This is a genomic window from Amycolatopsis azurea DSM 43854 (assembly GCF_001995215.1).
Lineage (GTDB): Bacteria > Actinomycetota > Actinomycetes > Mycobacteriales > Pseudonocardiaceae > Amycolatopsis > Amycolatopsis azurea.
Genome location: NZ_MUXN01000004.1, coordinates 25,579 through 48,861, shown reverse-complemented (window position 1 = coordinate 48,861; position 23,283 = coordinate 25,579). Strand labels below are relative to the sequence as shown.

Below are 23,283 nucleotides of genomic sequence, written 5' to 3'. Positions count from 1 at the left end.
ACGCGGCCGCGCTCCGGGATCGTCGTCGTCAAGCGAACGACGACTCCTGGGGAGCGACGCCATGAGCAAGACCGTGCCCGACGTGCCGAAGTGGGCGAATCTCGCCGCCCACGCGACGCTGCTGACGACCCTGCCCTCCGGACTCTGGCGGATCGCGATGGGGCTCGGCCTCCCGGTCGGGTTCACCGCGCAAGGCCTGACGGAGTTCGGCATCCCCGGCTGGGGCACGGCCTACGTCTTCGGCCTGAGCGTTCTCGCCGAGGCTCTCGCCTTCCTCACCCTCGGACTGGTGCGGCCGTGGGGCGAGGTGTGGCCGCGCTGGATCCCGGGGCTGCGCGGCAAGAGGATCCCGCCGCTCGCCGCGATCGTCCCGGCGGCCGCCGGCGCGATCGCCCTGACCGCGCTGGGGATCCAGGGGTTGTTCGGCTGGGCGGAGGCCGGTTCGTCGATGTCGCCGAGCAGCTGGGAGCCCTCGCCGGTCTACGGCGTCGTCATGGCCGCCTGTTACGCGCCGCTCGTGCTCTGGGGTCCGCTGCTGGCCGCGGTCACCGTGCACTACGCCCGGCGGCGGCTTTCAGGCGAGCGGGCGCAGCACGCGCTCCAGCCACTCGGCGGCCGCGCGTGAAACGCCGTCGAGGTCGGCGCTGAGGTTGTGGTCGCCCTTGAGCACCACGATCTCGTGATGCGGCCCCGCCTTGGGCAGGCCGAACGGGTCACGTTCGCCCTGGACGACCAGCGTCGGGACCTCGACGGCGTCCAGTTCACCCTGCCGGGTCTTCTCCGGCTTCCCCGGCGGATGCTCGGGGAAGGCCAGACAGAGCACCGCCACCGCCTGTCCCGCCGCGGCGGTCCGGCAGGCGACACGGGCCCCGGAGGACCGGCCGCCGAACACGATCGGGAGATCGTCGAACCGCTCGGAGATCTCGTCGGCCACGGTCAGCCAGGCGGTGTCGAGCTGCGTGGCGGGCGCGGGAGCCCGGCGGCCCGCCACCCGGTACGGCTGTTCGACGAGCGCCACGTGCACGCCCGCCGCCTGCGCCGCCCGCGTGACCGCGACCAGGTCCTTCGCACCGATCCCGCCGCCCGCGCCGTGGCCGAGCATCAGCACCGCGGAGCCCTCCTCGGCGCAGTGCAACTCGGCCCGCGCGGGACCGTAGGCGGTGTCGATCTCCAGGGTCGTCATGAGTTCGGCGCGTCGAAGAGCGCGCTTTCGACGGCGGGCTCGACCCGGTCCAGCAGCTCGGCGCCGTTGTTGCGGACGCTGTTGACCAGGCTGGACACCGGCCGCAGCTCGATCGTGTCGACCAGGTCCACCGGCGGCGGGACGAGCAGGTCCGTGACGTCGGGCCGGTCGGGGTCGAGCCAGGTGTCCCACTTCTCGCGCGGCATCAGCAGCGGCATGCGGTGGTGGACGTCGGTGAGCCTGCCGATCGAGTCCGTGGTGATCACCGAAAAGGTGATCAGCGGGTCCGCGTCCTTGTCGTCCTTCGGCCGCCAGGTCTCCCAGATACCGGCGAAGGCGAGCGACCCGTCACCCGGTCCGGTCATGTAGAAGGGCTGCTTCTCCTTGCCGTCGCGCCGCCACTCGTACCAGCCGTCGGCGGGGACCAGGCAACGCCGCGAAGAGACCGCCTTCTTGAAGGACGGCTTCTCCTTGGCGGTCTCGGCGCGCGTGTTGATCATCTTCGAGCCCACGCCGGGGTCCTTCGCCCAGAACGGGACCAGGCCCCAGCGCATCATCCGCAGCGACCGGACGGTGGGCTCGTCTTCGAGCACCGCGCCGTCGGCGTCACGCGGGTGGCGCTGCACCACGGTGGGGACGTACTTGGTCGGCGCCACGTTGTGGTCGGTCCGGATCCGGCCCTCGGTCAGGTCGATCGCGGCGAATTCGTCGATCAGCGCCGCGGGGTCCTTGGTGGCGGCATAGCGCCCGCACATGCGAAAACCTCCCTAATCGACAGTCATCGTTACACGCCGGCCGGACGATGGCGAGCAGCATGGGATCATTGTCCCGCGGTGTTCGGAGAGCAGGAGGCGGATTGGCTGGCAAGGACTGGCGCAGGCTGGACGAATCCGACGTGCGGATCCGTCCCGGCAAGGGCACCAGGCCGCGCAGCAAACGCCGCCCCGAACACGCCGACGCCTCCACGGCGATGGTCATCGGGAAGGACCGCGGCCGCTGGACCTGCGCGATCGACTCGGATCCGGACCGGATCGTCACCGCGATGCGGGCCCGCGAGATGGGCCGGGTCTCGGTCGTCGTCGGCGACACCGTCGGCATCGTCGGCGACGTGAGCGGCAAGCCGGACACCCTCGCCCGGATCATCCGGGTCGACGAGCGCTCCAGCGTGCTCCGCCGGACGGCGGACGACACCGATCCCTTCGAACGGGTGGTCGTCGCCAACGCCGAGCAGTTGCTGATCGTGACCGCGCTGGCCGATCCCCCGCCGCGGACCGGATTCATCGACCGCTGCCTCGTCGCCTGCTACGCGGGCGGCCTCGAACCGGTCCTGTGCCTGACGAAGGCCGACCTCGCAAGCCCGGACGAACTCCTCTCGGGCTACGCGGGCCTCGACATCCCGGCCGTGGTCACCCGGCACGACGAGCATCCGGAGGAGCTGACCGGGCGGCTCCAGGGCCGGGTCACCGCGCTGGTCGGGCATTCCGGGGTCGGGAAGTCCACTTTGGTCAACCGGCTGGTGCCGGACGCCGATCTGGCGACCGGCGTGGTCAGCGCGGTCGGCAAGGGCAGGCACACGTCGGTCGCGGCGGTCGCCCTCCCCCTGCCGGGTGGCGGCTGGGTGGTCGACACGCCCGGCGTCCGCTCGTTCGGGCTGGCGCACGTGACCGCCGACGACATCGTGCTCGCGTTCGAGGAGTTCGCCGCGGCGGCCGAAGAATGCCCTTCCGCCTGCGGGCACCTCGGGCCGCCTTCGGACCCGGACTGCGCGCTCGACGACGTCGTCACCGAGGGTGACGCGAGTCCGGAACGACTGGAGTCCTTGCGTCGCCTTTTGGGGTCCCGAGCTGGACATGAGGACGATCGGTAACTAAATCCGGCTTCGCGCGATAACCCGTTCGGATTAGATCAACTTTTCTGAGGGGTCCCCTTGAAGCGCGTAACCATGCTCGCCGCCGTCACCACGGCCGCCGTCCTGGCGCTGTCCGCTTGCGGCGGCGAGAAGCAGTCCGGCGCGGCTGCTCCCGCTCCTTCCGAAGCGAAGAGCTCGCTTTCGTCGCCGCTCGGCGACGCGATCCAGCTCGCGGCCCTGAGCCGCGAGAGCACCAAGAAGGCCAAGTCGTCGAAGGTCACGATGGAGACCGTCGCGGGCACCGAGAAGAACACGGCGTCCGGCCAGGGCCAGTACGACGGCCAGAACACCAAGTTCTCGATGTCCATGGACAGCGACGGCAAGAAGATCGACATGCTCTTCGTCGACAGCGCGCTGTTCGTCAAGCTCGACGAGGCCGACAAGGCCGAGCTGAAGACCGACAAGACGTACGTGAAGATCTCGGCCGACGGCCAGGATCCGTTCTCGCAGCTGCTCGGCAAGCTGATGTCGAAGGCCATCAAGGACAGCGACCCGTCGCGCATCCTCGAGCAGGTCTCGCAGGCCGGGAAGATCACGAAGTCGGACCAGGTCGAGCTGAACGGCGCGCAGACCAACCACTACGTCATCGAGGTCGAAGCCGAGAAGGCCATCGCGCTCATCATGGGCGACATCGGCATCCCGCTGCCCGCCGAGAGCGTCAATCAGCTCAAGGCGAAGCTCGCGGGCAAGAACGTCATGATCACCACCGAGCTGTGGCTCAACGCCGACCAGCTGCCGGTGCAGGTCGTCTCGGACACGACCGCGTTCGTGAAGGCCATGGGCGCCCCCGGTGACGGTGTCGCCAAGACCACGGTCAAGTACACCGACTGGGGTGCCCCGGTGACCATCACCGCCCCGCCCGCCGACCAGGTCGGCGACATGGCGGAGATGATCAAGAACCAGGCCGGCGGCCGGTAAGTGCGCACGGCCTTCAAGCTCACCGCGGTGGCCGCGGCCCTGACCCTCGTGGTCACGGGCTGCGGCACCCGCCCGGCCGACCCGGTCGAGAACAAGGGTGGCGAGCTCGCGCTGGCGACCCCGTTCACCGACGCGCTCGGCCTCGTCGAGGCCGCGAAGCAGGGGACGCGGAAGAGCAAGTCCTCCAAGACGACCATCGACAGCATGCTCGGCGCCGAGAAGGTCACCGGCACCGTGATGGCGCTCTACGACGGCCCTGCCTCGAAGATCGACGTGAACATGACCACGGCGGGCGAAGCGGTCACCCTGCGCCTGGTCGACCAGACCCTGTTCATCAAGCTCCCCCCGGATCAGAAGACCGAGCTCAAGACCGACAAGAACTGGGGGAAGATCGACCTGAACAGCGAGGACCCCCAGGCGAAGGCCGTGGGGAAGGCGATGCAGAAGTCGTTCGAGATGGGCGACCCGATGAAGCAGCTGGAGCTGGTCGAAAAGACCGGTCGGATCATCCGGTCGGAGCAGACCCAGCTGGACGGCGTCCCGGTGAACCACTATTTCGTCGAATTCGACGCCAAGAAGCAGTTCGACCTGTTCCTCGGCGACCAGGCTCCCGCCGAAGAGCGCGCGAAGATCGAGAAGCGGCTCGAAGGCAAGAACCTGCTGATCCCGGCCGAACTGTGGTTCAACGCCGAGCAGCTTCCGCTCAAGATGACCATGGACATGACCTCGTTCATGAAATCGGCGGGAGGACGCCAGACCGGCGAGGCCAGGGCGACGTACACCTACAGCGACTGGGGCACGCCGGTGAACGTCACCGCGCCCCCCGCCGCCGAGGTGGCCGACTACGCCGAATTGACGAAGCAGGGGATCTAAGCTCCTTTCGCGCGTGAAGGCCCCCTTCCCTCTGCCACGGTTTCGAATGACCAGCCGAGGGAAGGGGGCCTTCACGCGCTTCCGGACCATCGGACGGTGGAAATTCACGCGATAGGCGCTACGGTAGTGGTACAGACCATTCACCCGAGGAGTCCTATGCGTGCCACCGGATTCGCCGTCGTCTGTACCGCTCTCCTGCTGCTGGGAGGCTGTTCCGGCGAGGAGAAACCGGCGGCCGCCGACGCGGCGCAGCTGGCCTCGGCCGCCGGCGCGGGCACGCAGAAGGCCCGGTCGTCCAAGATCGCGCTGGAGACCACCGCCGAGGACGGCCGCAAGGTCGTGGTGACCAGCTCCGGGCTCTACGAGGGCGCGAACAGCAAGTTCTCCATGGTCGCCGAGATCGCGGGCGAGAAACGGGATCTGATCTACGCCGACGGCGTCCTCTACTACCACCTGTCCGACGCGCAGGTGCGGGAGCTCAAGACCGACAAGGAATGGGTCAAGATCACCGCGGACGGCAAGGACGCGCTCTCCGCGGCCAACGGCGCGCTCATGACGGACGTCGTCGAGAAGCTGGACCCGACGCGCACGATCGAGCGGATCTCGAAGTCCGGCAAGGTCACCAAGTCCGAGCGGACCGATCTGAACGGGACGGCCACCACGCACTACGTCCTCGATCTCGGCGGCGCCCCGGCCGAGGTGTGGCTGGACGGCGACCAGCGTCCGGTGCAGGTCAGCATGGACAAGGTCACGGTCAAGTACGACAGCTGGGCCTCGGACGTGGTGATCATCGCGCCGCCGCCCGAGGCCATCGGCGACAGCCGCTGAGCCGTTCCCCCGATCGGGGCGAGGTCCCCGGCTGTGTTTCGCTTGAGTGCCGCCTTGGAAAGCAGGTGCTCATGCGGAGAACGGCCCTGTCCGCCGTCGTGCTCGTGCTCGGGGCGATGCTCGGCGCGTGTGACGGCGAAACGACCGTCTCGTTCGCCGACGCCCGCGCGCTCGCCGACGGGGCCGCGTCCGCCACGGACGGCAAGGCCGCGAAGTTCGCCACCGACGTCACGGCGGGCACGATGCGTTCGAAGAGCCAGGGGCAGGCCCGGGTCGCGCGGACGGGCACCGCGCTGGCCATGACCACGGACTTCCTCGGCGAGCCGCTCGAACTCCGGCTGGTCGACAAGATCGTCTTCGTCAAGGTCCCCGAAAGCGCCCGCGAGGACGTCCCCGGCGGAAAACCGTGGGTCAAGGTCTCTCCCGATGGCGCGGACCCGTTCTCGCAGGTCGCCGGCGGCAGCATCGACCAGCTGGCGAAGCAGAACGACCCCGGGCGGGCGCTCGACCAGGTCCGGCGGGCCGGCACGCTCACCGAGTCCGGGCGCGCCGAACTCGACGGCGTCTCCACCGAGCGCTACCGGCTGGACGTCGACATGGCCGCGCTGGGCGGCGACCTGCCCGCCGGGTTGTCGGCGGAGGCCGTCGGGGAGCTGCACGGCAAGCTCGGGAAGATCCCGATGGAGGTCTGGCTCGACGACGCGCACCAGCCGGTGCAGATCGTGCTCGACCTCGCCCCCGTCCTCGCCGCGTCGGGTGTTCCGGACAGCGCGATGGCGCGGATCGTCACGCGCTACAGCGACTGGGGCACGCAGGCAGACATCCAGGCTCCGCCGCCGGAAGAGATCGGGGAGATCCCGGCGGGCTGACCCTGTCACGTTCTCCGCGCCCGCCTCGTCCAGGTCGTGAAGGCGGACAGGAGGAGCGGACATGCGCGTGATGGTGATCGGGGCGACCGGGGTGCTGGGGCGACCGCTGGTACGGCGGCTGCTGGCCGAGGGCCACGAGGTGAGCGGGCTCGCCCGCGGCGAGGACCGCGTCGCGGCCGTGCGCGCGGCCGGCGCGAAACCGGTGACGGGTTCGCTGTTCGACGTCGATTCCCTGGCCGGGGCGCTGAACGGGCACGACGCGGTGGTGAACGTCGCGACCCGGATCCCGGACGCGCGCCACGCGATGAAGGCGTCCGGCTGGGCGGAGAACGACCGCCTGCGGATCGACGGCAGCCGGACGCTCGCGGCCGCCGCGCGCCGGGTCGGCGAGCTGGGAATCGTGGTGCAGGAAGGGATTTCGTTCGTCTACGCCGACGGCGGCGACGCGGAACTGGACGAGGACGCGCCTCTCGCGGCGAGCGGTCACATCGCGTCTTCGACGGTGGCGCACGCCAACATCGCGGAACTGGCGGACGAGGGACGCACGGCGATCCGGCTGCGCATCGGGCTGCTGGTCTCCGACGACCCGATGACCACGATGATGCTGGCGGCCGCCCGGCGCGGTTCGCCGCTGATCATCGGCCGCCGGACCGACTGGACCGCGGCGATCCACCCGGACGACGCGGCGGCCGGCGCGATCGCGGCATTGCGGGCACCGAGCGGCGTCTACAACCTGGCCGCGGATCCGGTGCGGAAACAAGAACTCGGCGAGGCGATGGCGGCCGCGGCCGGTGTCCGGCGGCCGCGGGCGCTGCCGAAATGGCTGGCGAGCCGGGTGGGGTTGATGTCGGTGCTGGCGCGTTCGCAGCGCGTCGTTTCGACCCGGCTCACCGAGGCGACCGGCTGGCGACCCGAACGCCCCGCCCCCGGCCCCTCGTGGTTCTAGCGTTTCGTCCTCTGGATGCGGTAGTTGCACGCGCAAGGACCGCATTCAGAGGACTATTGAGGGGTAAGGCAAATGCGGCGTGTTCGTTCGCTCGCCCGCCTGCCGACCTCGGGTGTTGCGAAAGCCACTTCCGCAACGTTGAAGGTTGCGAAAGTGGCTTTCGCAACGCTTCGGGGACCCGTCGCCCCACGAGGACGGATGACCCGGGGTGAAGGGGACTTTCCGCTCGTGCGATGAGAGGAAAGTCCCCTTCACCACGCTGATCGCCACCGAACACCGGTCCGTGAAGGCCTCCTTGAGGGACCCAGAGTCCCTCAAGGAGGCCTTCACGGACTTGCCACCCGACAGGACACCTTTGCCTTGCTGCTCAATAAATGCGCGGGGTTACAGGAGTTCCAGCAGGAAAGGGAGCTCCTGGGGCGCGTACCAGGCGAGTTCGTGGTCTTCGGCGTCGCCGAGGGTGAATTCCGCGTCCGGGTCGCCGAGGTCGGCCTGGTCGATCACCGCGGCGGCGGCCTGGACCGACTCGGCGGCCTCGGCGGCGTCGACGTGGATCGCGGCGACGTCGGCGGCCTTCACCGGCCCGGACAGCCGGACGACGGCGGCGTCGAGATCCGGGCGCAGCGTGACCTCGTCGATGTCGGCCGAGATCACCACCCGCCGCGGTTCGGGCTTCTCCTCGGCCGCGATCAGCCGGAGCGACGCCCTGGCGGCGTCGAGCAGCGCGGCGTACTCGAGTTCCTCGTCGGATCCGCTGGCGTAGGACTCCCGCAGCGCCGGGGTCAGCGCGAACCCCGTGCCGCTGCGTGCCCGGAACTCCCCGGCGGTTTCGAGATCACGGAGCATCGCGATCGTCGCGGGCAGATAAACCCTCACCAGTGCGCACCCTTCAGTTCTTCCAACGATTCCTCGATCATCCCGGCGAGCAGGTCCACATCGGACACGGCCTTGCGGTCGCCGTTCAGTCCGAAGTAGACACCGCCGTGATACGAGGTGACCCCGATCGCCAGCGCCTGATTGCGCACCAGCGGCATGACCGGGAACATCTCCACCATCTTCGCCTGTCCCGCGTAGAGCGGCACCTGCGGGCCCGGCGAGTTCGTGATCAGCACGTTGAAGATGCGCCCCGACATCGACCCGGCCGCCCGCGCGCCCAGCGAATGCAGGGTCGCCGGCGCGAAGCCGCCGACAGTCAGCAGCCCGCGCGCGGCGACCGAACGGCCGGAGTCGAGGTGGTCCGCCATCGCGTGGCCGATGTGCTGCAGCCGCAGCACCGCGTTCGGCTCCCCGACCGGCAGATCGACCAGGTAGGCGTCGACCTGGTTCCCGACCAGCGCCGGCGTCGAGAACTCGGCCGTCTCGGCGTCGCGGACGGCCATCGGCACCAGCGCGCGCACGGTGGTGGTCGCGGTCAGGGCCGAGCCCCGGGAGAGCAGCCATTCCCGCAGCGCGCCGGTGATCGCCGCCAGCACGACGTCGTTGACCGTGCCACCGTGCTCGGCGCGGACCTTGCGGAAGTCCTCCAGCCGCGTGCGGACCACGGCGAACATGCGGCCGCCGGAGGTGCGGACGTTGAGCGGCCCGGACGGCGCGGGCTTCACCATGGTCTTCAGCGCCGACGCGACGTCGCCGACCGTTTCGGTGACCTTGCCCGCCATCGCGGTGGCGTCGTGGGCGATGGACCGGACGTTCTCGACCAGCTCCGTCGGGCGCTGCACGGTCTCGGCGACGGCGTCGAGCATCAGCTGGGTGCGGCTCGGCTCCCGGCGCGGGTGCCAGTTGTCGTCGAACGGTTCCGGTTCCTGCGGGGCGGTCTCGAGGATCAGCTGCCCGAGTTCGATGGTGCCGACCCCGTCCACAACGGACTGATGCGTCTTGGTGACCAGCGCGACCCGGTCCCCCGCGAGCCCTTCGACGAAGTACGCCTCCCAGAGCGGCCGTCCCGGGTCGAGCCGCCTCGACATCAGCCGGGCCACGAGATCGAACAGCTGGCCGTCCGAGCCCGGCTGCGGCAGCGCGGACCGGCGGACGTGGTAGTTGAGGTCGAAATCGACGTCGTCGACCCACACCGGCCTGGCGAGATGTCCCGGCACCTCCAGCACGCGCTGCCGGTAGCGCGGCAGGAACGCCAGTCGCTGCCCGATCAGGTCCAGCAGCTGTTCGTGGGTGAAGCCGTCGCGCGGCCGTTCGAAGATCGCCACCCCGCCGACGTGCATCGGGGTCGAGTGGTCTTCCACGTACAGGAACGAGGCGTCCAGCGCCGAGAGGCGGTCGGGCATGGGCCGATCCTTACATAGTGGGACACTCGCCGGTGTGGGTGATGAGTCGGTGATCTCGCCGAAGGACCGGTTCCTGACGGTGTACGGCCGGAAACCGGTGCTCGAGGCATTGGACGACGCGGCGCTCGAGGTGGACAAGGTGATTCTCGCCGACACCGTGCGGGGGCCGAACGCCGCCGAGATCCAGCGCGCCGCCAAGGCCGCCGGGGTGCCGGTGCAGCGGGCGAGCGCGCATCGTGTCAAGGTGCTGGCCGGCAACGGCAAGCAGGACCAGGGGGTGCTGGCCGACGTCGTCGCCCCGCGCATGCGGTCGCTTCAGGCCGCCCTGTCCGACGGGAGACCTCCGTCACGAGTGTTGCTGCTCGACGGCATCACCACCCCGGCGAACGTCGGGATGATCCTGCGCACGGCGACCGCCGCCGGGCTCGAAGGTGTCGTGGTGCCGCGACGCGGGGTCGCCGCCCTCGACCCGATGGTGGTCAAGGCCTCGGCCGGGGTCGCGTTCCGCGCGCCGGTGCTGCGCTGCGGCAGCGCGCGTGAGGCCGCCGAAATGCTCACCGAAGCCGGATACGGCATCTACGCGCTGGGCGCTTCGGCCGGCGCGACGGTGTTCGACGTCGAACTGCCGCAGCGCGCGGCCTTCGTGCTGGGCGGGGAGACGAACGGCGTCGGCGCCGAGGTCGGCGAGCTGGTGACGGAGTGGGTGTCGATCCCGATGCCGGGCGAGGTCGAGTCGCTCAACGTGTCCGCGGCCGCCGCCGTGCTCTCGTTCGAGCTGGTCCGCCGGGCTAACGGCGCTGCGGGAAGAGCGCGCTGAGCTCGGTCAGCGTCTCCTCGACCGAGGTGTGGTGCACGCCCGCCATCCCGGCCGCCACCGCGGCGCGGACGTTGTGCGCGGCGTCGTCGACGAACACGCACCGCCCGGCGGGCAGGTCCAGCAGGCCCGCGGTGAGCAGGTAGACCTCACGCTCGGGTTTGGCCACGCCGACCTCGCCGGAGAAGACGAGCGCGTCGAAGAACGGGTTCAGCGCCCTCTTGGCCTCCTTCGACGCCCCGGGAGCGTTCGAGAGCAAGGCCGTTTTGATGCCGCGTGCCCTGGCGGCTTGGAGGAACGCGTACAGCTCGTCCGCGCCGTCGTCCGTCAGCACCCCGACGTAGTCGATGACCAGCCCTTTCAGCACCGGCCCACCGTACACAAGCGATCACCGCCCGGTTCATCCTCTCGGGCGGTTCGTGTCGCGGCGCCGCCGGTCTCACGCCCCTTAGTTGCTGGGCGCGGCCGAGGGGCCGCGGAGGGGGACTGCCTGATGCGTTCGTACGTACTGAGACGGCTGAAACCGTGTGAACCGCCTTACCGGGTCGCGGACAGGCTGGTGCACCGGGTGGCACCGCCGGACAACCAGCTCGTGCTGGACCTGCCGCTGTTCGGGGAAGAGATCGTGGTGGAACCCCGGCCACGGCCCGACACGCCGGACCGGCGCCAGGTCGGCAGGCTGCTGACCACCATCCTCGAAGCCTGTGACGGGCGCCGCCCGGCGAGCCAGGTGCGGCCGATCCTCGACCCGGCGCTCCACAGCGCGCTGCTCGACAGCGGCCGTCGTCGTCCGCCGGGCGGCTACCGGCCGAGGTCGGTCCACCTGAGCCATCCGGCGGACGGTGTCGTCGAGGCCTGCGCGACGGTCGAACAGAACGATCGCTGCCTCGCTCTGGCCGCCCGCTTCGAGCGGACCCCGTCGGGCTGGGTGTGCACGCGTTTCAACCTGCTGAAGCCGCCGCGACGGGTTTCCTCGCTCCGGGTCGCGGCATGACGGCGGCATGACAAAGGGGCCTTCACCGCGTCGTGCGCGGTGAAGGCCCCCTTCGAACGCTCCTAGCGGCGCGGGCCCTTCTTGCCCTTCTTCTGGGCCGAGCGCTGCGCGGCACGACGCTCCCGCCGGGTCCCGCTCTGGTCACCGCCGTCGCTGCCGGCACTGTCCGAATGCGACTCGACGCCGCCGTCCTCGGACGGGCCCGACATGGTCAGCCCGGACTGCGAACCGCCGCCGAGTCCCTTGCCCCGCAAGGCGGACGGCACGGATTCGGTGTCGGTCGCCGGACCCTGCGGAGGCGTCGGGCGGGCGTGCCGTCCATCGCCGTTGGCGACCTGGCCGTTCCCGGAGCCGACACCGGCGGGCAGCGCCGACGCGGACTCGGGCGCCGGGGCAGCGGGCTCGGCCTGCTCGACCTGGAGGTTGAACAGGAAGCCGACGGCCTCCTCCTTCAGCGACTCCAGCATCGCGCGGAACATGTCGTAGCCCTCGCGCTGGTACTCGATGACCGGGTCACGCTGCGCCAGGGCCCGCATGCCGATGCCCTCCTTGAGATAGTCCATCTCGTAGAGGTGCTCACGCCACTTGCGGTCGAGCACGGTGAGCATCACCTGGCGCTCCAGGCTGCGCATCGCGCCTTCGCCGACCTTGCCGTCGATCTCGACCTCGCGCTCGTCGTACGCGCGGTGAGCGTCTTCGAGCAGCGCCTCGCGCAGCCCTTCGGCGTCGAGGTCGTCGTCCTCGGTCAGCGAGTCCCAGGTGACCTTCACCGGGTACAGCGTCTTCAGCGCCGTCCACAGCTTCTCGTGGTCCCAGTCCTCGGCGTAGCCCGAAGAGGTCTCCTCGTTGACGTACGCGTTGATGACGTCGACGAGCATGTGCTCGATCTGCTCGCGGAGATCCTCGCCCTCGAGGACGCGCAGGCGCTCGGCGTAGATCACCTTGCGCTGCTCGTTCATGACCTCGTCGTACTTGAGGACGTTCTTGCGGATCTCCATGTTCTGCTGCTCGACCTGCGTCTGCGCGCTCTTGATCGCCTTGGAGACCATCTTGTGCTCGATCGGCACGTCGTCCGGCAGCCGCATGGTGGTCATGACCCGCTCGACCATCGTCGCGTTGAAGCGGCGCATGAGCTCGTCACCGAGCGACAGGTAGAACCGGGACTCGCCCGGGTCGCCCTGACGGCCGGAACGACCGCGGAGCTGGTTGTCGATCCGGCGCGACTCGTGCCGCTCGGTGCCGAGCACGTACAGCCCGCCCGCCTCGCGGACCTCCTCGGCCTCGGCCTTCGTGTCGGCCTGGGCCTCTTCGAGCACCTTCGGCCAGGCGGCCTCGTACTCCTCGGAGTGCTCCACCGGGTCGAGACCGCGGTCGCGCAGCACCTCGTCGGCGATGATGTCCGGGTTGCCGCCGAGCACGATGTCGGTACCACGGCCCGCCATGTTGGTGGCGACCGTGACCGCGCCCTTGCGCCCGGCGCGGGCGACGATCAGCGCCTCCCGGTCGTGGTGCTTGGCGTTGAGGACCTCGTGCGGGACCCCCAGCTTGAGCAGCAGCTTCGACAGGTGCTCGGACTTCTCGACACTCGTGGTGCCGACCAGCACCGGCTGGCCCTTCTCGTGCCGCTCGGCGATGTCCTCGGCGACGGCCTCGAACTTGGCCTGCTCGGTCTTGTAGATGAGGTCGGCCTGGTCGGCGCGGACCATCGGCTTGTTGGTCGGGATCGGCACCACACCCAGCTTGTAGGTCTGGTGGAACTCGGCCGCCTCGGTCTCGGCGGTACCGGTCATGCCCGACAGCTTGCCGTAGAGCCGGAAGTAGTTCTGCAGCGTGATCGTGGCGAGCGTCTGGTTCTCGGCCTTGATCTCGACGCCTTCCTTGGCCTCGATCGCCTGGTGCATGCCCTCGTTGTAGCGGCGGCCGTGCAGGATACGGCCGGTGAACTCGTCGACGATGAGGACTTCGCCGTCACGGACGATGTAGTCCTTGTCGCGCTTGTAGAGCTCCTTGACCTTCAGCGCGTTGTTCAGGTAGCCGACCAGCGGCGTGTTCGCGGCTTCGTAGAGGTTTTCGATGCCGAGCTGGTCCTCGACGAAGGCGACGCCCTTCTCGGTGACACCGACGGTGCGCTTGCGGATGTCCACCTCGTAGTGGATGTCCACCTTCATCAGCGGCGTCATCCGCGCGAACTCGACGTACCAGCGCGAGGACTGGTCGGCCGGGCCGGAGATGATCAGCGGCGTCCGGGCCTCGTCGATGAGGATGGAGTCCACCTCGTCGACGATCGCGAAGTTGTGGCCGCGCTGCACGCAGTCTTCGAGGCTCCACGCCATGTTGTCGCGGAGGTAGTCGAAGCCGAACTCGTTGTTCGTGCCGTGCGTGATGTCGGCGGCGTACTGCTGGCGGCGGACCTCGGGGGTCTGGTCGGCCAGGATGACCCCGACCTCGAGGCCGAGGAAGCGGTGGATGCGGCCCATCCACTCGGCGTCACGTTTGGCGAGGTAGTCGTTCACCGTGATGACGTGCACGCCCTTGCCGGACACGGCGTTCAGGTACGCGGGGAGGACCTGGGTCAGGGTCTTGCCCTCACCGGTCTTCATCTCGGAGACCTGGCCGAGGTGCAGCGCGGCGCCGCCCATCAGCTGGACGTCGTAGGGGCGCTGGCCGAGCACGCGCCAGGCGGCTTCCCTCGCCACCGCGAACGCCTCCGGCAGGAGGTCGTCGAGTGACTCGCCGTCCGCGTGCCGCTTACGGAACTCCTCGGTCTTGGCCCGCAGCGCGGTGTCCGAAAGTTCCTTGACGTCGTCTTCGAGGGTGTTGATGTGATCGGCGATGTTGCGCAGCCGCTTCACCATCTTGCCCTCGCCCGCGCGGAGCAGGCGGTTCAGCACCATCCGGTCGACCTCACTAGCTGATTGTGATCGCACCCGAGCCGGTCCCGGGCAATCTCGTATGCGGAGGTGCGCTGGTAACGCACCACCATCCGACCCCATCGTAGGGAACACCTCGGTGTTCGCGCACGCACCGTCTGTCGGTACCTGACCGGGCAGGTGCGTATCCCGCCTGATCCGGACAGGGAGGTGGCCCGTACGCGCACGCGTACGGGCCACCTCATAGGCGTTGTGGGTTGTCGGAGGGGCCGGCTAGCTCAGCCGGATGACGCCGTAGTCGAAGCCTCGCCTCCGGTAGACGACGCTCGGGCATCCGGCGTCGGAGTCGTTGAAAAGGTAGAAGTCGTGACCGACCAGTTCCATCTCGTAGAGAGCCTGGTCGACCGTCATGGGCTCCGCGTCGTGCTTCTTCTCGCGGACGACGCGACCGGGCTGGTGTTCGGTCACCCCGTCATCCCAGCGCTGCTGGGGCATCTCGAACTCTTCACCGCTCTCGACGGCGAAACCGTTGGCCAGGGGTTCGGCTTCCGGCGCCTCGAGCACAGCGGTACCCGCCAGATGTCGGGTGTCGGTGGTCATGCCACCGGCGGCCGCCATCGAAGTCGCCTCGGCGACGGATTCCGGGCGGCTGCGGCCGTAGTGCACGCGCCGGCGGTCGTGTGTCTTCCGCAACCTGTTCTCGAGCTTGTTCAGTGCGGAATCCAGCGCTGCGTAGAAGTCGCCCGCACACGCTTCGGCGCGTACGGCGGGGCCCCTGCCCTTACCGGTGATTTCGACGCGCTGACAGTTCTTCGACTGACGGCGATTGGGCTCGTGGAAGAGCTCCACGTCGTAACGGATGACCTTCTTGTCGTAGCGCTCTAGCCGGGCCAGCTTTTCGCTGACAAGTGCCCGATAGTGGTCAGGCACCTCCACGTTGCGGCCCTTAACGACGATGTCCATACACGACCTCCCTCGCTGAAATGACTGCGAGCTGTAGATGTGTTCACTAGGGCGCCGGTAAAGCGGGGACGAAGCCCGGATCGCGGGCGATGAGGGAACTCGGCATCAGGTCACGACGTCTCGTGGCGGATGTCCGAGCGCGGACTCAGCGCGGCTCCGGCGCCAGGGACATGGGCTGGTCACCTCCCTGCCTGCCGGGATTGCTGATAGCGCTGCACGTTAGCTGCATCACGCCCCGAGCAACAGCCCCCGAGCCGGGGGATATCAGGACGTGAGACCTCGTCACCGCACGCGACGACGACCGCCTGTCCAGCGGGACAATCCGGCTTGTCGGGCGTCGTCCCCGTGATTTGTTTTCACGCGGACGGCGCAAGCCTTCGGGCAGGAAAAGACCGAGGGTGACGCCACCGAGGGAATCCGCCGCCACCCCGGTGGAGTGGCGGGCTGCTCGCGTGTTCCCCGGAAGCTGCCTCATATCCCGTCAACGACCTTGTACCCATTCCCGTTCCCGATCATTCATCACTCTTGTAGGTGACCCTCCGATCACCCGGCGGCGGCCAGTGCGATCACCGCGGAAACGTGAATTCCGCTTATGTCCAAAAGGCGCGCACAAGCGGCGGCGGTCGCTCCGGTTGTGATCACGTCGTCAAGAAGAACGACCCTCCCGGGGCGGGCTCCCGGGAGCAGGCGGACGCGGCCGTCGAGGTTCACCGCGCGCTCGGCCCTGGTGAGTCCCGCGGCGTCGCGGACCCCGGGCTTCAGCGCGAGGATCGGCGCCACGGTCGCCGGTTTTCCATTGCTCGCCAACGCTTTCACGCACTCCTCGGCGACCCGCCGGACGTGCGGTCCACCTCGGACACGCGAGGCGTGCCGTCTCGAAGGGACCGGGACGAGACAGGGCTCCGCGCCCGGCTCGGGCAGGTGGACCAGGGCTTCGGCGACCGCCCGCCCGAGGAACGGCGCGAGGTCGCGGCGGCCGCGTTCCTTGTAGGCGAGGATGAGGCGCCGGGCGTCGTCGGCATAGTGGGCAAGGGCGTAGACGGGGACGAGACCGGCCGTCGGCGCACGGGTGATCTCGCTGAGCGAACCCCAAGCGGTCTGACAGGTTGCGCAGCAAGGCGCGCCGGGTGCGCCACAGGAGGCGCAGCGGGCGGGGATGAGGAGATCCAGGAGTTTGGCCATGCCTGTCACGGTCGCGCCGGGGTCCGACAGTTCCGGGGATCTCCTGGCCCTGCCGTGTCGTGAGAGGTCCGCTTAGGACACTTCACGTCGTGAGGTGACCGCTCAGGACCGCAGTCGAGGAGAAGGCGCCGGGGTTCGGTGGCGCGCCTGGGAGGCCATTCGAGAAGAAGGCGGATGACTACTAAGGAGAAGTGCGCTTCGGCGCACTGGGCGCCTTCGCGACGCTTCGCAGGTCCGGCCTCATACCGCGAAAGTCCGTGAAGGCCTCCTTGCCTACCCTGAAGGTAGCGAAGAAGGCCTTCACTACCTGGTGATCACCACCTTCACCCCAGGCGCACCAGCAGCCACAGCGGCTGCGCGTGAAGGCCCCCTTCACGCGGCTCAGCCGAGGAAACTCGACCTTCACACCTTCCCCTGTACATGAAGGCCCCCTTCCTTGCGCTAGGCGCAAGGAAGGGGGCCTTCATGTACAGCAAGCAGACAGGATCGCCAGTGGCTGTTCGCTCCGTGGGGTCATGAGTGGCGATTGTGCTGTACCGCCCGCCAGGGCAGTGCGTCCCGAGCGCCACTCACGACCCCACCCAGCCCACCGCCTACCACCGCCGCCCCAGTACTTGAAAAGTCCGTGAAGGCCTCCTTGAGGGACTCTGGGTCCCTCAAGGGGGCCTTCACGGACCCCAACACCCGCTAGCGACGCTAGGAAGTCTGCCGATACTAAAGGTCCCTTGCTCCCGCCGAGCGAGCTTGGCCGGGGGCGTGAAGGGCGAGTTTCCTCGGCTCAGCCGAGGGAAGGGGGCCTTCACGCGCAGCCGCCGTGACTACTGGTGCGTCCGGGACGGACGTGGCGATCCTGAAGGTAGTGATGGCCCCCTTCCTTGCGCTAGACGCAAGGAAGGGGGCCATCATGTACCTCAAAGCCGGTCAGCCCGGGTAAAATGGGTCCGCGTCGGTGACGGTGTGCGCCTGCGGCCGCCAGACCTCGCCCAGTTCGGAGGCGACCCAGAGCCCGCCCGCGTCCGCGACCAGGTTCTGTTTGCTCGGCGCCGCGGTGACGCCGTGCACCGGCGGGGTCAGGTTCGAGCTGTTGAAGGCGTCCATGCGCTGCCCGTCCAGCGGCACCTTGACCACCGGCAGCGTGCTCGACGAGGTCGCTGCGATCAGGTGGTCCTGGGTCGCCCAGTCGACATCGACGACGTCCTTGAGGTCGCGTTCCTGCAGCTTGCGCGGCGCCCGCAGCGCCACCGAGTCCGCCGTCCGCACGATCGAGGCGACCACCAGCTGCCCGTTGACCACCGCGGCCAGCCGGGACCCGTCCCGCGAAAGGCGCAGTTCGGTGATCTGGCCGAGCCCGGTGAGCAGGGTCGCGTCGACGCCGGCCTTCACCCAGCGGCCGTCCGCCGCGAGGGTGACCCTGGCGACGGTGTTGTGGTCGACGACCGTCCAGACCTCGCCCGAAACCCCGCCGCCCCGGGCGACCGGCCGCCAAGTGGGGCGGCTCAGGCTGCCGCCGAACAGGTCCACCGAGGCGAGTTCGCGGCCGAGGTCGCCGACCCGGAGCCACTGCCTGCCGTCGCGTTCTTCGACCACCGCGAGCCGTTTGCCGTCGACGGACTGAGCGGCGCTGATGACCTTGTAGCCGCCGTTGCCCGCGGGCCCGCCGACCGGCTGACCGTCGGCGAGCGACCGGACCCGCCCGTTCACGGTCATCAGGCCCTTCTCCGAGTCGGGCGCGATGTCCACGTTGTAGTTCGGCAGTTCGCTGGCACGCCAGTACTCGTGTTCCGGCACCAGCGCGGTGCCGTCGGCCAGCAGCCGGATCCGGCTCAGCGTCACCGTCTGCAGCGAGAGGATGATCTGCGCCGCGATCAGGGCCCGGTCCACTTGGCTGGCCCCGCCGATCCCGGTCAGGGCGACGTCCAGTGTCCCGTCGTCGGTGCTGCGCACGTTGGTCTCGGTGGTGACCTGGTCGTTCAGCAGGTCCTTGACAGCGCCCTTCAGCCCTTCCGACGGCCCTTGCAGCACCAGGTCCATCACCCGGCCGGGCAGCCCGGCCTGCGGTTTCGCCGCCACGTAGCGGAGGTCGGGGACGAAGGCGCCGGAGTCGGGCGAGTAGAAGCTGATCGGCACCCGGAAGTAGTTCCTCGCGAAGTCCGCGTCGGTGACGGCGAGTTCCTGCGGCGGGTCCACGATCCGCCACTGGCCGTTCTGCTGCTTCCGCAGCTTGAACTGCTGCGAGTACTCGGCCTTCACCGGGATGAACGCGCTGTCGGGGCTCAGGTTGCCGAGTTTGAACCCCCGGACGTTCACCAGCTGCTCGTCCGGGTTCCCGGTCGGCGACCCGGTGTCGTAAACGGTGCCGAAGGTGTCGTCGATGATCGTCAGCCCCGGCGACGGCTTCCAGTTGCGCCGGGCGTCGTCGTCGAGGTACACCCGCGCGTCGGCGTTCGCCGTGCCCGGGGTCGCGGAGTTGCGGATGAACTGGCGGATGACGGTCAGCGAGTCGAGCCCGTCCGCCGGTTCGGGGACGTCCACCGGCGTCTGCCCGGGTTTGTCCCCGGGGACGGCGACGGGCTGGGATTCGAGCGGGATGTTCGCGCAGCCGGCGACCAGCAGGAACACCCCGAGCAGGGTCAGCAGCCGCCTCACCGGCCCACCTCCTCGGGCTCGGCGAGGATCGCGTCGGGCGCGGGCCGGACTTCGAGCAGTCCTGACGACGCGCCGTGCGTATCGGTCGCCTTGTGATCGGGCGGGGGCAGGACCAGCGGGCTCTCCCCCATCGGAGTGTCCTGCCGCCGCGGCAGGACGAGCCGGAAGCAGGCGCCGTGGCCGGTCTCGCCCCAGGCGTCGAGGACGCCGCCGTGCAACCGGGCGTCCTCCTGGCTGATCGCGAGGCCGAGACCGGTGCCGCCGGTCCGGCGGTTGCGGGACGGGTCGGCCCGCCAGAACCGGTTGAACACCAGTTCCGCCTCGCCGGGGCGGAGCCCGACTCCCCGGTCCCGCACGGTGATGGCGACGGCGGTCTCGTTGACCGCCAGGGTCAGCACCACCGGGTTGCCCTCGCTGTGGTCCACCGCGTTGGCCAGCAGGTTGCGCAGGATCCGCTCGACGCGGCGCGCGTCGACCTCGGCGGGCGCCTCCTCGTCCGGCAGGATCAGCTCGACCGAACTGCCCGCGTTGCCCGCGATCACCCGGACCTGTTCGACGGCCCTGGTCGCGATCGGCCGGACGTCGATCAGCTCGGCCGAAAGTTCCTCGACACCCGCGTCGAGCCTGCTGATCTCCAGCAGGTCGCCGAGCAGTGCCTCGAACCGGTCGAGTTCGTCGACCAGCAGTTCGGTGGAGCGGGCGAGCCCGGCCGGGAACTGCTCGCGCGACGCGTGCAGCACGTCGGCGGCCATCCGGACGGTGGTCAGCGGGGTGCGCAGTTCGTGCGAGACGTCGGAAGTGAACCGGCGCTGCAAGCCGCCGAAATCCTCCAGCTGGCGGATCTGCCGCTGGATGCTCGCGGCCATCTCGTTGTAGGAGACGGCGAGTTTGGCCAGATCGTCCTCGCCGAGCACGGCGAGACGCTGGTCGAGTTCCCCGCCCGCGAACTGTTCCGCCGCCGCGGCGGCCTGCCGGACCGGCCGGACCACCTGCCTGGTGACCAGGTTCGTGATCCCGGCCAGCAGGAGCAGCAGGACCAGACCACCGACGAGCAACGTGTTCTGCACGGTCGAGACGGTGTTCTGCTCGCTGGTGAGCGGGTACAGCAGGTAGAGCTGGAGCGGGTTGATCATCGTGCTCACCGGCGCGCCGACGATCAGGTACGTCGTCTTGCCGCCGTCGGCGTCGGTGGCCGTGTGGATCAGCCAGCTGAGCTGCTCGGTTTCCACGAACTGGCGCAGCCGGACCGGCACCTTGTCGTAGGGACCGGCGGTCACCGGCTTGCTCGACTGGTCGCGGCCGCCCGCGGCCAGCACCGGTTCGAAGGTGCCCGCGGTCGATCCCGCACCGTCCTGCGACGTCGTCGTGCTGGTGATCTTCTTGAGCGCGTTGTTCATCCGCGCCGTCAGCGCTTCCGGGCCTTCGGTGCCGACGCCGACCAGCTCACTGGCCGCGGTCTCGACGACCGCCCTGGTCTGCGTGATCGCCGCGTTCTGCTTGGTCTCCATGAGCCGCTCGGTGATCTGGTTCTGCAGCACCATGCCCAGCACGAACACCACGGCCGACGACAACGCCAGCGTCGACACCGTGACGCGGAACTGCAGCGAATACCGCCACAGCTCGTTGAACGAGACGATCTTGCGGCGCACGAAAACCACGATGCGCCGGATATGGCGCATCGTGGTCTGGGCCAGCCGTGGCAAGCGTCCGCTCATGGGGTGATCACGGCGGGCCGGCCTTGTACCCGACGCCGCGGACCGTCAACACCACCTCGGGGTGTTCCGGGTCCTTCTCCACCTTCGAGCGCAGACGCTGGACGTGCACGTTCACCAGCCGGGTGTCGGCGGCGTGGCGATAGCCCCACACCTGTTCGAGGAGGACCTCGCGGGTGAACACCTGACGCGGTTTGCGGGCGAGCGCGACCAGGAGGTCGAACTCCAGCGGGGTCAGCGGGATGGCCTTGCCCTCCCGGGTCACCTCGTGCCCGGGGACGTCGATCGCGAGATCGCCGATCGTCAGCGACTCGGCGGGCTCGGCCTCGGTGCGGCGCATCCGGGCGCGGACGCGGGCCACGAGTTCCTTCGGCTTGAAGGGCTTGACCACGTAGTCGTCGGCCCCCGATTCGAGCCCGAGGACGATGTCGACGGTGTCGCTCTTGGCGGTGAGCATCACGATCGGCACGCCGGACTCGGCCCGGATCGCCTTGCAGACGTCGATGCCGTTCATCCCGGGCAGCATGAGGTCGAGGAGGACCAGGTCCGGTTTCAGCTCACGAAGCGCGGGCAGCGCTCGTGAGCCGTCGGCCACGACGGCTGTGTCGAACCCCTCCCCACGCAGCACGATGGTGAGCATCTCCGCGAGAGCAGGGTCGTCGTCGACGACCAGAACACGTGCCTTCATAAACCTATGTTCGCACTAGTTTCCCCGCACGGGCGCGCGACCCGGCGATGTGACCACCAGAAAGATCATCGAATCGGGCAAATTGCTCCATCCGAGTAGGGTCTTCGGCCCCTAGAGGGCGCGTCGGAGCTTGGTGAACGGCCTCGGGGAGTCGATCGCGAAGACACCGGTCAGGACGTCACCGCGGTGATAGGCCGCGACGAACCGCTTCGAAGCCACGTCGCCTTCGACGATCCGCACGTCTTCCGTGGCCACTCCGGCGAATTGGAGCCGCCGTCCGTACTGATCGGACCAAAAGTAACCGTGTCGTGCGAAATGCGTGACGGTCGCGCCGGCGAGCAGGTTCTCGACCGCGACCCCCGCTTGCTCGTTCGCCGCCGTCCAGTGTTCCGCCCGGACACGCCTGCCGCGCAGACGGCAGCGGTACCGCGCGACGTCACCCACCGCGATCACTCGGGGATTCGCTGTGACACAGCCGGAATCGACCAGCACCCCGTCGTCGACGGCGAGCCCGGAGCCGGTCAGCCATTCGGTGGCGGGCCGCGACCCGACCCCGGCGACGACGAGATCGGCGCGGATCTCCCGGCCGTCGGCGAGCCGCACACCGGTGACGCGATCGGTCCCGGCGAACCCGGCGACGGCGACGCCCGCGATCAGCCGGACATCGTTTTCGGCGTGCAGTTCCCCGCACACCGCGCCCATCCGCGCGCCGAGGACCGGGGCGAGCGGGACGGGCATCGCCTCGATCACGGTGACGTCGTTGCCGAGCAGACGGCAGGCGGACGCGACCTCCGCGCCGATGAATCCCGCGCCGACGACGACCACCGAAGCGGGGCCCGCGGCCAGCTCCTGTTTCACCGAGACGGCGTCGCCGAGTGTCCGCAGGGTGTGAACGCCTTTCAGATTCCTCGCCGCGCCAAGGGTTCTGGCCACCGCTCCGGTCGCGATGACGTAGCCGTCGGCGGCGATCGTGGTGCCGTCGGTGAGCGTCACACCTTCGCGGCCGAGCTTTCCGGCGCGGACCCCGAGATGCCATTCGGCGTCCAACGCATCGAGGCCGTCCTGCCCGGCGAGCGCGAGATCATCGGCGGAAACCTTGCCCAGCAAGAAATCCTTCGACAACGGCGGCCGGTCGTACGGTGCTTCGGCGCCGATCATCACCAGCCGTCCGCCGAATCCCCGCGCGCGCAACTCCTGCGCCGAACGGAGTCCCGCCAGGGAGGTGCCGACGACGGCGACGGTTCTCAAGCGACGTCCCGCTGAGCCCCGGTGTCCACGTAGATCACCCCGTCGGCGACCACGACCGGGTACGTGCGCACGGCGCTCTTCGCGGGCAGGCAGTCCGGGACGCCGGTCCGCAGATCGAATCGGGCGGCGTGCAACGGGCATTCGACGAAGCAGCCCTCGATCCAGCCGTCGGCGAGCGACGCGTCCTGATGGCTGCATGTGTCGTCGAGGGCGTAATACCCGCCCTCGGAATGGAAGACCGAGACGGGTACGGGACCTTCGAGGCGGAGAGCCTCACCCTCGGGAAGTTCGGAGACTGAGCAGGCACGGATCATCGGGGCCTCCGGGGAAAGGACCGACGGTTGTTGATGTTGCGTATTAC

22 protein-coding genes are annotated in these 23,283 nt (G+C 69.2%); 9 read left to right on the top strand and 13 right to left on the bottom strand.

Translation table 11 applies throughout. The features are described 5' to 3' along the window. Window positions 1-61 precede the first annotated feature (61 nt). Window positions 62-625 (top strand): hypothetical protein, encoded by a 564-nt coding sequence (locus tag B0293_RS06660; protein WP_039915276.1) that lies wholly within the window; start codon window positions 62-64, stop codon window positions 623-625. On the opposite strand, the gene B0293_RS06655 is transcribed toward B0293_RS06660, so the two are convergent. Together B0293_RS06655 and B0293_RS06650 are read right to left on the bottom strand one after the other, a co-directional pair. Continuing rightward, a complete protein-coding gene (locus B0293_RS06655; RefSeq protein ID WP_005150735.1) occupies window positions 575-1,183 on the bottom strand; it encodes an alpha/beta hydrolase family protein in 609 nt (202 codons plus the stop codon). The genes B0293_RS06660 and B0293_RS06655 overlap by 51 nt on opposite strands. After that, a complete protein-coding gene (locus tag B0293_RS06650) occupies window positions 1,180-1,938 on the bottom strand; it encodes an SOS response-associated peptidase (RefSeq protein ID WP_005150736.1) in 759 nt (252 codons plus the stop codon). The genes B0293_RS06655 and B0293_RS06650 overlap by 4 nt, the downstream gene beginning before the upstream one ends. Window positions 1,939-2,039: 101 nt before the next feature. Here B0293_RS06650 and rsgA point away from each other — a divergent pair, with 101 nt between their 5' ends. The 6 genes from rsgA (at window position 2,040) to B0293_RS06620 (ending at window position 7,526) form a co-directional block, all read left to right on the top strand. Next, window positions 2,040-3,050 carry a ribosome small subunit-dependent GTPase A gene (gene rsgA / locus B0293_RS06645; RefSeq protein WP_005150737.1) on the top strand — a complete coding sequence of 337 codons (1,011 nt, stop codon included), beginning with the start codon at window positions 2,040-2,042 and terminating at the stop codon, window positions 3,048-3,050. A gap of 60 nt (window positions 3,051-3,110) precedes the next feature. Continuing rightward, window positions 3,111-4,010, top strand: a complete 900-nt coding sequence (locus tag B0293_RS06640) for a hypothetical protein (RefSeq protein ID WP_052014248.1) — start codon at window positions 3,111-3,113, stop codon at window positions 4,008-4,010. Further along, window positions 4,011-4,883, top strand: coding sequence for a LolA-like protein (locus B0293_RS06635; RefSeq protein WP_005150740.1), 873 nt, complete (start codon window positions 4,011-4,013; stop codon window positions 4,881-4,883). Between the two features lie 156 nt (window positions 4,884-5,039). Beyond that, the gene (locus B0293_RS06630; RefSeq protein WP_005150742.1) at window positions 5,040-5,711 is read left to right on the top strand and encodes a hypothetical protein; all 672 of its coding nucleotides are present in this window, start codon (window positions 5,040-5,042) and stop codon (window positions 5,709-5,711) included. A 71-nt stretch (window positions 5,712-5,782) separates the two neighbouring features. After that, on the top strand, window positions 5,783-6,580 hold the full coding sequence (locus B0293_RS06625; RefSeq protein WP_039915366.1) for a lipoprotein: 798 nt from the start codon (window positions 5,783-5,785) through the stop codon (window positions 6,578-6,580). Window positions 6,581-6,641: 61 nt separating this feature from the next. Then, window positions 6,642-7,526, top strand: a complete 885-nt coding sequence (locus B0293_RS06620; RefSeq protein ID WP_005150745.1) for an NAD-dependent epimerase/dehydratase family protein — start codon at window positions 6,642-6,644, stop codon at window positions 7,524-7,526. 384 nt (window positions 7,527-7,910) lie between these two features. On the opposite strand, the gene B0293_RS06610 is transcribed toward B0293_RS06620, so the two are convergent. Next, a complete protein-coding gene (locus B0293_RS06610; protein ID WP_005150746.1) occupies window positions 7,911-8,402 on the bottom strand; it encodes a DUF6912 family protein in 492 nt (163 codons plus the stop codon). Further along, on the bottom strand, window positions 8,399-9,805 hold the full coding sequence (locus tag B0293_RS06605) for a WS/DGAT/MGAT family O-acyltransferase (RefSeq protein WP_005150747.1): 1,407 nt from the start codon (window positions 9,803-9,805) through the stop codon (window positions 8,399-8,401). The genes B0293_RS06610 and B0293_RS06605 overlap by 4 nt, the downstream gene beginning before the upstream one ends. 34 nt (window positions 9,806-9,839) lie before the next feature. On the opposite strand from B0293_RS06605, the gene B0293_RS06600 reads away from it, so the two are divergent. Then, window positions 9,840-10,622 carry a TrmH family RNA methyltransferase gene (locus tag B0293_RS06600; RefSeq protein WP_005150748.1) on the top strand — a complete coding sequence of 261 codons (783 nt, stop codon included), beginning with the start codon at window positions 9,840-9,842 and terminating at the stop codon, window positions 10,620-10,622. On the opposite strand, the gene B0293_RS06595 is transcribed toward B0293_RS06600, so the two are convergent. Further along, window positions 10,594-11,001: an HAD family hydrolase gene (locus B0293_RS06595; protein WP_005150749.1), complete on the bottom strand. Its 408-nt coding sequence runs from the start codon at window positions 10,999-11,001 to the stop codon at window positions 10,594-10,596. The two genes, B0293_RS06600 and B0293_RS06595, sit on opposite strands and share 29 nt — an antisense overlap. A 111-nt stretch (window positions 11,002-11,112) precedes the next feature. On the opposite strand from B0293_RS06595, the gene B0293_RS06590 reads away from it, so the two are divergent. After that, complete coding sequence (locus B0293_RS06590) at window positions 11,113-11,613, top strand: Rv3235 family protein (RefSeq protein WP_005150751.1); 501 nt, start codon at window positions 11,113-11,115, stop codon at window positions 11,611-11,613. Between the two features lie 62 nt (window positions 11,614-11,675). Here B0293_RS06590 and secA read toward each other — a convergent pair whose 3' ends face one another. The 8 genes from secA to B0293_RS06550 all read right to left on the bottom strand — a co-directional run bounded on the left by secA (window position 11,676) and on the right by B0293_RS06550 (window position 23,236). Beyond that, window positions 11,676-14,507: a preprotein translocase subunit SecA gene (secA, locus tag B0293_RS06585; RefSeq protein WP_005150752.1), complete on the bottom strand. Its 2,832-nt coding sequence runs from the start codon at window positions 14,505-14,507 to the stop codon at window positions 11,676-11,678. A gap of 249 nt (window positions 14,508-14,756) precedes the next feature. Beyond that, entirely contained in the window at window positions 14,757-15,446 is a 690-nt protein-coding gene (gene hpf / locus B0293_RS06580; RefSeq protein WP_005150753.1) for a ribosome hibernation-promoting factor, HPF/YfiA family, read from the bottom strand. A 543-nt stretch (window positions 15,447-15,989) separates the two neighbouring features. Continuing rightward, window positions 15,990-16,628: a ComF family protein gene (locus B0293_RS06575; RefSeq protein ID WP_005150754.1), complete on the bottom strand. Its 639-nt coding sequence runs from the start codon at window positions 16,626-16,628 to the stop codon at window positions 15,990-15,992. 921 nt (window positions 16,629-17,549) lie between these two features. Then, a complete protein-coding gene (locus B0293_RS06570) occupies window positions 17,550-19,274 on the bottom strand; it encodes an LpqB family beta-propeller domain-containing protein (protein ID WP_005150755.1) in 1,725 nt (574 codons plus the stop codon). Continuing rightward, window positions 19,271-20,953: an MtrAB system histidine kinase MtrB gene (gene mtrB, locus B0293_RS06565; RefSeq protein ID WP_209437242.1), complete on the bottom strand. Its 1,683-nt coding sequence runs from the start codon at window positions 20,951-20,953 to the stop codon at window positions 19,271-19,273. The genes B0293_RS06570 and mtrB overlap by 4 nt, the downstream gene beginning before the upstream one ends. Window positions 20,954-20,996: 43 nt before the next feature. Further along, window positions 20,997-21,674, bottom strand: a complete 678-nt coding sequence (gene mtrA / locus B0293_RS06560; protein ID WP_005150760.1) for an MtrAB system response regulator MtrA — start codon at window positions 21,672-21,674, stop codon at window positions 20,997-20,999. A 111-nt stretch (window positions 21,675-21,785) separates the two neighbouring features. Then, complete coding sequence (locus tag B0293_RS06555) at window positions 21,786-22,922, bottom strand: NAD(P)/FAD-dependent oxidoreductase (protein ID WP_005150762.1); 1,137 nt, start codon at window positions 22,920-22,922, stop codon at window positions 21,786-21,788. Beyond that, window positions 22,919-23,236, bottom strand: a complete 318-nt coding sequence (locus B0293_RS06550; protein WP_005150764.1) for a bifunctional 3-phenylpropionate/cinnamic acid dioxygenase ferredoxin subunit — start codon at window positions 23,234-23,236, stop codon at window positions 22,919-22,921. The genes B0293_RS06555 and B0293_RS06550 overlap by 4 nt, the downstream gene beginning before the upstream one ends. Window positions 23,237-23,283: the final 47 nt, after the last annotated feature.

Coding starts and splice junctions, on each gene's coding strand:
- B0293_RS06660 (WP_039915276.1), top strand. CDS start 62: ATGAGCAAGACCGTGCCCGACGTGCCGAAGTGGGCGAATCTCGCCGCC.
- B0293_RS06655 (WP_005150735.1), bottom strand. CDS start 1,183: ATGACGACCCTGGAGATCGACACCGCCTACGGTCCCGCGCGGGCCGAG.
- B0293_RS06650 (WP_005150736.1), bottom strand. CDS start 1,938: ATGTGCGGGCGCTATGCCGCCACCAAGGACCCCGCGGCGCTGATCGAC.
- B0293_RS06630 (WP_005150742.1), top strand. CDS start 5,040: ATGCGTGCCACCGGATTCGCCGTCGTCTGTACCGCTCTCCTGCTGCTG.
- B0293_RS06625 (WP_039915366.1), top strand. CDS start 5,783: ATGCGGAGAACGGCCCTGTCCGCCGTCGTGCTCGTGCTCGGGGCGATG.
- B0293_RS06620 (WP_005150745.1), top strand. CDS start 6,642: ATGCGCGTGATGGTGATCGGGGCGACCGGGGTGCTGGGGCGACCGCTG.
- B0293_RS06605 (WP_005150747.1), bottom strand. CDS start 9,805: ATGCCCGACCGCCTCTCGGCGCTGGACGCCTCGTTCCTGTACGTGGAA.
- B0293_RS06590 (WP_005150751.1), top strand. CDS start 11,113: ATGCGTTCGTACGTACTGAGACGGCTGAAACCGTGTGAACCGCCTTAC.
- secA (WP_005150752.1), bottom strand. CDS start 14,507: ATGGTGCTGAACCGCCTGCTCCGCGCGGGCGAGGGCAAGATGGTGAAG.
- hpf (WP_005150753.1), bottom strand. CDS start 15,446: ATGGACATCGTCGTTAAGGGCCGCAACGTGGAGGTGCCTGACCACTAT.
- B0293_RS06575 (WP_005150754.1), bottom strand. CDS start 16,628: ATGGCCAAACTCCTGGATCTCCTCATCCCCGCCCGCTGCGCCTCCTGT.
- mtrB (WP_209437242.1), bottom strand. CDS start 20,953: ATGCGCCATATCCGGCGCATCGTGGTTTTCGTGCGCCGCAAGATCGTC.
- mtrA (WP_005150760.1), bottom strand. CDS start 21,674: ATGAAGGCACGTGTTCTGGTCGTCGACGACGACCCTGCTCTCGCGGAG.
- B0293_RS06550 (WP_005150764.1), bottom strand. CDS start 23,236: ATGATCCGTGCCTGCTCAGTCTCCGAACTTCCCGAGGGTGAGGCTCTC.